This is a genomic window from Fictibacillus sp. Mic-4 (assembly GCF_049843615.1).
Lineage (GTDB): Bacteria > Bacillota > Bacilli > Bacillales > Fictibacillaceae > Fictibacillus_A > Fictibacillus_A gelatini.
The window spans coordinates 1-10,108 of the sequence record NZ_JBBHZM010000066.1; the positions used below are offsets into that span (position 1 = coordinate 1).

Here is a 10,108-nt window from a genome sequence, read left to right on the forward strand (position 1 = left end):
CGCTTATTGTCCAAACGTAAGATGTTATTGTCTAAACCGGATGACTTATTGTCTAAATAAGAGCACTTATTGTCCGAGAACGAAATCATTTTAAATGATGTAACGATTCGTGACCGTTTTTCCTCATTTCACAGATCGAACGAGGTGTCCTTAAAATAACGAATGTTTATTACTGTTTTTCTAGAAGGGGCATAAGAGATAGGGGGATTCTATGCAAATCGTCACAAAGGATGAAATGTACGCGATCGACCGGTTCACGATGGAGCGGATCGGCATGGCGGAAGAGATGTTGATGGAAAATGCTGGACAGGCTGTTTCGCGTAAACTAATGGACCAGGTTTCCAAAAACGAAAAGATCGCCGTTCTTATCGGAACCGGGAATAACGGCGGGGACGGGTTTGTCATCGCCAGAGCATTAAAATCCCACGGATATGACGTGGATTCCTGGCTTATTCCTCCGAAAGAAAAAATAAGAGGTGCCGCTCAAACCGCGATGGCCATCTATGAAAATGCGGGATATTTATTACGAAATTATACCGAGGAAGGGCATGCGGTTTTTGCTGAAGAAATTGACAGCTATACGGTCATTATCGACGCTCTGTTAGGGATTGGCGTTCAAGGAAAATTACGCCCGCCTTACAAGGAAATTATTACCTTAGTGAACAAAGCGGACGCCGAAATCATTTCGGTAGACCTTCCCAGCGGAGTGCCGGCTGACGGGGGACCGGTGGACGAAGCGGTTCAGGCCGATTGGACGCTGACGCTGCAATGCCCGAAAATGGGAGCATTCACGTTTCCAGCTAGAACTTATTACGGAAAGATGGAAGTGGTCGACATTGGCATTCCGCCGCTCGCGGTCCAACATTTGGGAAGCCAGAGAGCAATTTGGGAAGAACATAACGTAATCGCAACATTACCGAAACGTACACAAAACTCCCATAAAGGTTCGTATGGAAAAGGGCTTGTCATCGGAGGCTCAAGGAATATGACAGGGGCGCCGCTAATGACGGCAAAAGCCGCTTTAAGAAGCGGAGCGGGCCTCTTGACAGTTGCCGTTCCTGAAACGGTTTATCCAATGATTGCCTCACAAATGGCGGAGGCAATGCATTGGCCATCTCCAGATGAAAATGGCCATTTTAAGGGAGAGCTTAAGGGAGATTTGACCGCCTTTACCGCTGTTGCGGCCGGACCTGGCATGGGCAGGGAAAAAGGGGCACGATCGATCATCGAAACCGTCCTTTCCTTACAAGTACCTGTTGTGATCGATGCCGATGGACTCTATCATCTTTCATCTTTAAAAGAGCGATTAAATGAACGGACAAGTCCAACAATCTTAACACCGCATTCTGGAGAAATGGCAAGGCTTATTGGCTGTTCCGCAGACGATGTTGAGAAAAACCGCTTCGGCATTGCGCGTGATTTTGCGGTGGAATATGGAGTATACGTTGTTTTGAAAGGGCCATATACGATAGTCACCACTCCAGAAGGCAGTCAGTTTGTTAACACAACCGGAAATGCCGCCCTTGCCAAAGGCGGATCGGGAGACGTACTGACCGGAATCATCCTTTCATTTATGATGCAGGGAGAAGACATCCAGTCAGCCGTAAGCAATGCTGTCTACGTTCACGGCAAAACGGCAGACGTCTTGCTTCAGGAAGGACATTCCTTGCTCGATGTTATTGCCACGGACGTCATTGAGTCTTTGCCACCCGTTCTTCACTACTTTTCAAACTCATTTCGAAACATATAGGTTGTTGATTTCTCTAATATAGAAAAAAACATCATTTTTAGTAGAGGCAATCCCGCGAATAGAGGTTTCCTCTTTTTTCTAATGCCAGTTAGGGCCCGGTATCAAAGGGGATATTCGAACATAAGATGTAGCATGGAGGAGGACAATCAATGAGAACAGCAGAGTTTGTATTCGGGCTCCTTGGCGGCGTTTTTGGCATTGCGGCTTCCGTCTTTGCTTTAATACTTGGAGAAATTGACGCTTCCATTAATGGAACGGGAACGAGCTCCATTTTTGAAATCGGCGCGGTGGCTCTTGTTTTATCACTTATAGCCATTGCCGGGGCAATCATTGTGAAATCAAGGCCAACAATCGGTGGTATCCTCATGCTTGTATCTGCAGTCGGTGGCTTGATGAGCATTGTGTTATTTTACTTATTGCCTGCCCTATTATTAGGCATTGGAGGATTAATGGCACTGATCGGAAAGAAGAATCCATATCCATTTGAACCAGGGAAGTGAATTTCCTGGTTTTTTTATGATTTATTATCAGATTATTGACAACCTTCCGAATTCATATTATGATCTAGTTAATAAATCCATTGGAAAAAGTAATGAAAAAAGAGGTAAAGCTATGCAGCGAAGAACTGGTGACCTTAAATTAATTCAAGAACTGAATCGATCGATTATCTTGAATATGATTCGTGAACATGGACCGATTTCACGAAGCGAAATTGCGAAAAAGAACAAAATCAGCCCGACAACGGTAACGGCTGCCGTAAACGAATTTATTCGCGAAGGGCTCGTTTCCGAAGTTGGTACAGGTAAGTCGAGCGGCGGGAGAAAGCCGATTTTAATTCGTTTCAATCCTGATGGCGGTTTTTTGATCAGTGTTTCGGTTACGAATTCTGCGATTAAAGTGGCCGAATTAAATTTACAAGCAGCCATCAGAAAGAAAGACCTTTTTCCCGTCCATGATGTAAAAGGAGATGAATTGATTGAATTCACGCTCCGTTCAATTGAAGAGTTTATCGGGCGCCTTTCGGATTTGACGAAATGTGTCGGTATTTCAATCACAGCTCCTGGAATTGTAGATGCTGCGAAAGGGGTCATTCGCTATAACTCAAAGCTAGATTTAATCAATGTACCAGTCAAAGCCCTTTTTGAAAGCCGATTTGGCCTAAAAACGTACCTTGACAATGATGTAAACGCGATGGTTCTAGCAGAGAAAAAGTATGGGAAAAGCATCCATTCTACTAACCTCGTTTATGTAACGATCGATGAAGGTCTTGGAACGGGGATTCTTGTAAACGGTTCCATTTTTCGGGGGCACCATGGCGGAGCAGGGGAATTGGGACATACAAGCATTAGCCCGGACGGCATTCCTTGTGAATGCGGAAATAACGGATGCCTGGAAAACTACGTTCATTGGCCTGCCATCCGCTCCAAAATCGAGCAACAAGTAAACATAGGCTATCCTTCACTTATCCGTGATTTACTTGAGCAAGAACAAACTCCTTTAACACCTCAGATGTTCAAAACCGCGATTAAACAAGGAGATCCGCTGGCAACCTCCATTATGGAAGAAGTCGCTTCTTACTTATCGATTGGCATCGCCAATGCCATTAATTTATTTAACCCGGAAACGGTCATTCTCGGCGGCGTAATTGCTGAAGATAATCCGCAACTCATCAATCAAATACAAACTGCTGTCAGCAAGCGGGCGCTACATATTTTAACAGAAGGACTGGAAATCCGAACATCGTCCTTTGCCGAGGATGCCGATTTAATCGGGGCAGCCGCCGTGCTTCTTCAAGATCTTTTTCAATTTTCGTTACATGCCTGACAGATCCAAAAAGTGGGGGAAATGCAAATCATTCAGTTGGCCATTACAAACTAAAAAGGGGAGAAAAGTAAATGATGAAAAAGTTTTCTTTCATTATTGTAGCTTTACTATTAGTTTTAACAGCGTGCAGCAATTCTGAAAATTCATCAGGATCTTCATCAGGAAACGTTACATTGAAATATTGGATATGGGATAAAAATCAGTTGCCAGCGATGCAAGATATTGCAAAGGAATTTGAAAAAAAGCATCCGAAAATCAATGTGAAAATTGAAGTGACGCCGTGGGAACAATATTGGTCTAAGCTAGAAACAGCCGCAACGGGCAACAGTTTGCCTGATGTGTTTTGGATGAACGGGCCGAACATCGTGAAATATGCATCAAATCATATGCTGCTTCCAATCAATGATCAAATTAAAAAAGATAATGTAGACTTAAGCAATTATCCAAAAGCTCTTGTTGATTTATATACGGTTGAGGGAAAACATTACGGACTTCCAAAAGATTTCGATACAATTGGCCTCTGGTATAACAAAAAATTGTTTGACGAGGCAAAAGTTCCTTATCCAGACGAAACGTGGGATTGGGCAAAATTAAAAGAAGCGGCAAAAAAATTGACTAACCCATCCAAAGGAGTCTGGGGAATTGCTGCAGCTATGGAAAATCAAAGCAATTATTACAACACCATATTCCAAAATGGAGGGACTGTCATTTCCGATGATATGAAAAAATCCGGCTATGACTCGCCTGAAACCATCGAAGGGTTAAAATTTTGGACGGATCTGATCAAAGATAAAGTTTCGCCAACTCAAGCGCAAATGACAGAAACAAAACCCAATAATTTATTCGAATCAGGGAAAGTGGCGATGATGTTTGCAGGCTCCTGGATGCAAATCGAATTTGCGCAAAATGATTACACAAAAGATAAAGTTGATGTTACGGTGCTTCCTAAAGGCAAAAAGCGCGCCGTAGTGATCCACGGCTTGACGAGCGTGATCTCTGCGAATACGCCGCATAAAAAAGAAGCCTGGGAGTTTGTGAAATATTTAGGATCAAAGGAAGCGGCATTGATTCAGGCAAAAACAGGAACTCAAATTCCGGCTTATAACGGAACGCAAAAAGACTGGGTAGAATCGAACAAGAAATTCAATCTACAGGTGTTTATTGATTCCGCTAAATATGCGACGCCTCTTCCGATTTCAAAAGATACGAGCAAGTGGTGGGATCTTGAAACCGAGTACTTCAAAAAGGCCTGGGGACAAGAAATGAGACCGGAACAAGCAGCTAAAGAAGTAGCGAAAAAAATGAACGAGTTGCTCTCAAAAGAGTAATCACATCAGCTTGGGAGGTGTGGCTGTGAATGTAATGAATACGGAGCTAAGGAAAGGAAAATCGGGGATTAAGCTAAAGGCGGCAAGCAGCTTTAAGAATAAAAGCAAGCGTTCCGATTGGTTTTGGGGCTATCTCATGATCGCCCCAACCATCCTTGGATTGGCGATTTTTTATATGTGGCCGACGATTCAAACCATCTATTTCAGTTTCACGAAATGGGGAGCATTCGGCAATCATGAATGGATCGGATTAGAGAACTATAAGCAGCTCTTCCATGATCCGAATGTATTGAAAGCGTTTGAAAATACATTAATCTATACGGTTATAACGGTACCGGTGGGCATCATTCTATCCATCTTCATTGCCGTTTTCCTTAATCAAAAAATCAAAGGGGTATCGTTTTACCGGACGCTTTATTTTCTGCCTGTTGTCACGATGCCGGCAGCCATTGCAATGGTATGGAAATGGCTGTACAACTCGGACTTTGGCCTGATCAATGAAATTCTTCGTTCAGTTGGTATGAAAGGCCCAAGTTGGATATCAGACCCTGATATCGCGTTATATTCTATCATTCTAGTAGCCGTTTGGAGCAGTGTTGGCTATAATATGGTCATTTTTTTATCCGGACTACAGGGGATTTCAAAAACGTATTATGAAGCGGCGACGATCGATGGAGCAGGTCCGTTTACGAAGTTTTTCAAGATCACTCTTCCGATGTTGACCCCGATTATCTTTTTTGTCAGCATTATGTCCTTAATCAATGCTTTTCAAGTATTTGACCTTATTTTGATGATGATTGGTTCTACAAGCAACGCGATAGAGGAAACGCAATCCGTCGTCTATCTTTTCTATCAAAATGCTTTTGTATTGAATAATAAAGGATTTGCGGCTGCTATAGCTGTCGTGCTGTTGGCTGTCATATTGGTGATTACAGCCATTCAAATGAAACTGCAAAAGAAATGGGTTCATTATGAATAAGGGAGGGGAGGACATTGAGTAGATCGATTGGTGTAAAGGGAAAGCGAATAAATTGGCTCATTCATGCCATCCTGATTATCGGGGCGCTAATTATGGTCATCCCCTTCATCTGGATGATTCTTACGTCATTAAAAACATTTGGAGAAACAACGCAGGTCCCACCGGTTATTTTTCCAAAGAAAATTCAATGGCACAATTACTCCGATGTGTTTGGAACATTGCCATTTTTAAAGTTTTATTGGAATACGATCATTACAACATTGGCTAAAACGGTCGGACAATTGTTTCTTTGCTCACTAGCAGCTTATGCTTTTGCCAGAATTCAGTTTCCGGGAAAAAATGTGCTCTTTATTTTAATGTTGACCGTATTGATGGTGCCAGGGCAAGTATTTCTACTTCCGCAATATATGATCATGGTGAAGCTTGGATGGCTTAATACATTGCAAGCGCTTATTGTGCCGGGATTATTCAGTGCGTTTGGAACCTTTTTGCTTCGGCAGTTTTTTATGTCGATGCCAAAAGAGCTTGAAGAGGCAGCAAAATTAGATGGATGCAATCATTTTCAAATTTACTGGCACATCATGCTGCCACTTGCGAAATCAGGACTGATTGCTTTGGCCATTTTTACAGCGCTTTGGTCCTGGAACGACTTAATGTGGCCATTGATTGTGAACAGCTCTCCAGATAAAATGACGCTCTCGGCAGGACTGGCTTCACTTCAAGGACAGCATTTGACGAACTATTCGTTGTTAATGGCAGGATCGGTCTTAGCCATATGGCCGATGATTCTAGTATTTATTTTCTTGCAAAAGCAGTTTATTGAAGGGATTGCGCTTACGGGATCTAAATAGATAAAAGGGTCAAGATTGTAAAATAGAGAGGAGATTTATTCTATGCAACATGTGCTTGTAATTGGCGCCGGGACGATGGGGAGTGTTCACGCATCGTCTTACGCGAAGATGGAGAATGTGGAACTCGCAGGGATCGTTGATATTCGGAAGCAGATCGGTGGGCCATTGGCCGCCAAACTGAACACCAACTATTTTACTAGTTTTGAGGAAGCAGTTACACAATTGCCCCGCATTGATGTGATTGATGTTTGTTTGCCGACCTATTTACATAAAAAATATGTGCTGAAGGCCGCAGATCTTGGCAAACACGTCATTTGCGAAAAGCCGCTCGCCCGCACGAAAGAAGATGCAAAAGAAATGATCGGCTATTGTAAGGAAAAAGGCGTGAAGCTGTTTGTCGGGCATGTCCTCCGCTTCTTCCCGGAGTATGTGAAGGCAAAGGAAATCATCGACAAAAATGAAATCGGCAAGCCGGCAATGGCCCGCACGACAAGGGGCGGCATTTTCCCGACCGCCTGGAATGACTGGTACGCCGATTATAAAAATAGCGGCGGGCTGGTACTCGATATGATCATACATGACATTGACTTTTTGCGCTGGTGCTTCGGTGATGTGAAACGTGTTTATGCAAAAAGCGTGTTGGGAAGAAGCTTCAATCGCATCGATTACGCTCTTCTTACGCTTCGTTTTGAAAACGGGATGATTGCGCATGTCGAAGGGACATGGGCCCACGAAGGGTTTTCAACGTACCTTGAAATTGCCGGGGATAACGGAATCATTGAGTTCGACAGCAAAAAAGAAAAAAGCATTTACGCGCAAATTCGGCAAAAAGAAAATGGCGGGGGCGTAGCAGTTCCGTCCAGTCCATTAAAGGAAAATCCATATTATCAAGAACTTGCCCATTTTATGGAGTGCATTGAAAACGACCGCGAACCAATCGTTACAGCGGAAGACGCCTTAAAAGCGGTGGAAATATCATTGGCCGCCCTGGAATCGATCGAAACAGGGAAAGTGGTTGAAATTAAGCCGTCATTGACTCATGCCTAAAGAGGGGGAAACGAACATGAAATTGGGGATTATTAGTTTTGCTCACATGCATGCATATAGTTATGCCAGAGCATTGCAAGATCTGGATGGAGTAGAGCTATGCGGGATATCCGATGAAAATGAAGCGCGCGGACGTGAAGCGGCGGCGAAGTTTGGCGTCACGTACTTTGCGGACTATAATGCTCTTCTTAGCGAGGACATTGATGCCGTCATTGTCACTTCGGAAAACGTCAACCATCATAAGCATGTGCTGGCGGCCGCAAAGGCGGGCAAGCATGTACTATGTGAAAAACCGCTTGGAACAACCCTTGAAGAAATGAAAGAGATGGTCAACGTTTGCCGGGAAAATGGAGTAAAGCTGCAAACGGCATTCCCTGTTCGCTTCAATACATCCATCCAGGAAGGGAAAAAGATCATTGAAGAAGGCAAGCTCGGCCGGATTATCGCCATGAAAGGAACGAACCGTGGCACGAATCCCGGTGGCTGGTTTGTAATTAAATCGTTGTCCGGCGGCGGAGCAGTAATGGATCATACCGTACATGTCGTCGATATAATGCGCTGGTTTATGAATGCGGAAGTGACAGAGGTGTACGCGGAAGCCGATCAATTTTTCTCCGATCAAATTGATGATTGCGGCCTGTTGACATTGGAATTCGACAATGGCGTATTTGCCACATTGGATTGCAGCTGGTCGCGCAATAAAGCATACCCGACATGGGGCGATGTGACATTGGAAGTAATCGGTACGGAAGGGACGATATTCATCGACGCTTTCGGGCAAAAACTGAATGTTTACAGTGATAAGAGCGGCGCGAATTGGCATTATTGGGGAGACGATATGGACGCCGGCCTTGTGAAAGATTTTATCGAGTGCATTAAGGAGGACAGAGAGCCGTCCATCACAGGCGAAGACGGGCTGAAAGCGGTCGAAGTGGCCCTTGCTGCATATAAGGCAGCAGAACAAAAGAGCCCTGTTAAACTAACGATTTTATAATGAATGGAGTGTTTCTTGTGCCTTTTAAAAAAGGAATCAATGCATGGTGCTTTCCTGCAGGTACTGAAGTGGAACGAATCTTTCATCTTGCAAAAGAATATGGGTATGACGGGGTCGAATTGAACCTATCGGAGGACAGCCAATCGCCTATTCATATGGAATCAACGGAAGAAAGCCTTTTAAAAGTCGTTGATTTAGCAAAAGAATACTCCCTGGAATTGCCAAGTATCTCTACGGCTCTTCATTGGAAATATGCGCTGACGGACAATGACCAATCGCTCCGCGAAAAAGGGAAAGAAGTCGTGCGCAAAATGGTGGAGGCGGCAAGCATCATTGGTGCTAAGCATGTGCTTGTCGTTCCCGGGTTAGTTTCAGACGTTGTATCCTATGATGTTGCCTATGAACGCTCGCTTGCTGCATTTAAAGAATTGACAGAGGCGGCGGAAGAAAAGAAGGTTCATATCGGGGTGGAAAATGTCTGGAATAAGTTTTTGCTAAGCCCGCTTGAAATGAGAAACTTTATTGACGAAGTAGCGAGCGGCTGGGTCAGCGTTTATTTTGATGTCGGCAATGTGCTTCAGTTCGGCTTCCCTGAGCAATGGATCAAAATTTTAGGCAAACGCATTTGCGCGGTTCATGTGAAAGACTTTAGCCGTGCCGTCGGGAACATCAACGGCTTCGTGCCGCTGCTTGCCGGTGATGTGGCCTGGGAAGAAGTCATCCAGGCGCTCGAGGAAATTGGCTATGACGGGTATATCACCCCGGAGCTTTCCCCATACCAATACAATCCAGAACAGCTCATCCGCCATACCTCCCACAGCCTCGACACGATATTAAAGCTGGAAAAACATACGGTTTAATAGAGATCTCCGGTTCATTCTACAGAGCCGGGGATTGTTTTGTCATACTATATGATCTGGTTCATTGGAAAAATAGTTTGATCTCATCTTTTACCACAATACCATTTTGTAGAAGATGAATAAAAAGGGTAAAGCAGGGTGGTGTAGCAACGATGAAAATTGTAATCTCGCCCGATTCTTTCAAAGAAGGATAACTGATTTGAAGAAGCTAATGTCATAGAACTAGGCTTTCATGTAATTATGAATTTAATAAAATTCCCAATGCTTCGAGGGTGGAAGAATATGCGTAGAATGTAAAACAAGTTCGTCGTTAAAGGACAAAAATGAGAGCAGAAGGCGAAAAACAGTTCAATTGAGCTGGTCTCAAGGACAAAAAAGTGGCCAGAAGGCGAAAAACTGTCCAATAGAATCGGTCTCAAGGACAAAAATGTGGGCAGAAGGCGAAAAACTGTCCAATAGACGTCCATGCCGCCCT

General features: G+C 43.9%; 9 protein-coding genes. All 9 read left to right on the top strand.

What is annotated here, in order from left to right; all coding sequences use genetic code 11:
* Positions 1–211 precede the first annotated feature (211 nt).
* The 9 genes from WD019_RS20880 to WD019_RS20920 all read left to right on the top strand — a co-directional run bounded on the left by WD019_RS20880 (position 212) and on the right by WD019_RS20920 (position 9,633).
* A complete protein-coding gene (locus WD019_RS20880) occupies positions 212–1,750 on the top strand; it encodes an NAD(P)H-hydrate dehydratase (protein ID WP_425712701.1) in 1,539 nt (512 codons plus the stop codon).
* A 149-nt stretch (positions 1,751–1,899) separates the two neighbouring features.
* Positions 1,900–2,250, top strand: coding sequence for a DUF4064 domain-containing protein (locus WD019_RS20885; RefSeq protein ID WP_026679169.1), 351 nt, complete (start codon positions 1,900–1,902; stop codon positions 2,248–2,250).
* 112 nt (positions 2,251–2,362) lie between these two features.
* A complete protein-coding gene (locus WD019_RS20890; protein ID WP_425712702.1) occupies positions 2,363–3,574 on the top strand; it encodes an ROK family transcriptional regulator in 1,212 nt (403 codons plus the stop codon).
* Between the two features lie 71 nt (positions 3,575–3,645).
* Positions 3,646–4,902: an ABC transporter substrate-binding protein gene (locus WD019_RS20895; protein ID WP_425712703.1), complete on the top strand. Its 1,257-nt coding sequence runs from the start codon at positions 3,646–3,648 to the stop codon at positions 4,900–4,902.
* Positions 4,903–4,927: 25 nt separating this feature from the next.
* Entirely contained in the window at positions 4,928–5,881 is a 954-nt protein-coding gene (locus tag WD019_RS20900; RefSeq protein WP_407636415.1) for a carbohydrate ABC transporter permease, read from the top strand.
* A 92-nt stretch (positions 5,882–5,973) separates the two neighbouring features.
* Complete coding sequence (locus WD019_RS20905; RefSeq protein ID WP_425712707.1) at positions 5,974–6,732, top strand: carbohydrate ABC transporter permease; 759 nt, start codon at positions 5,974–5,976, stop codon at positions 6,730–6,732.
* A 42-nt stretch (positions 6,733–6,774) separates the two neighbouring features.
* On the top strand, positions 6,775–7,779 hold the full coding sequence (locus WD019_RS20910) for a Gfo/Idh/MocA family protein (protein ID WP_425712704.1): 1,005 nt from the start codon (positions 6,775–6,777) through the stop codon (positions 7,777–7,779).
* Positions 7,780–7,795: 16 nt separating this feature from the next.
* The gene (locus tag WD019_RS20915) at positions 7,796–8,773 is read left to right on the top strand and encodes a Gfo/Idh/MocA family protein (protein ID WP_425712705.1); all 978 of its coding nucleotides are present in this window, start codon (positions 7,796–7,798) and stop codon (positions 8,771–8,773) included.
* A gap of 17 nt (positions 8,774–8,790) precedes the next feature.
* Positions 8,791–9,633, top strand: coding sequence for a sugar phosphate isomerase/epimerase family protein (locus WD019_RS20920; protein ID WP_425712706.1), 843 nt, complete (start codon positions 8,791–8,793; stop codon positions 9,631–9,633).
* Positions 9,634–10,108 lie beyond the last annotated feature (475 nt).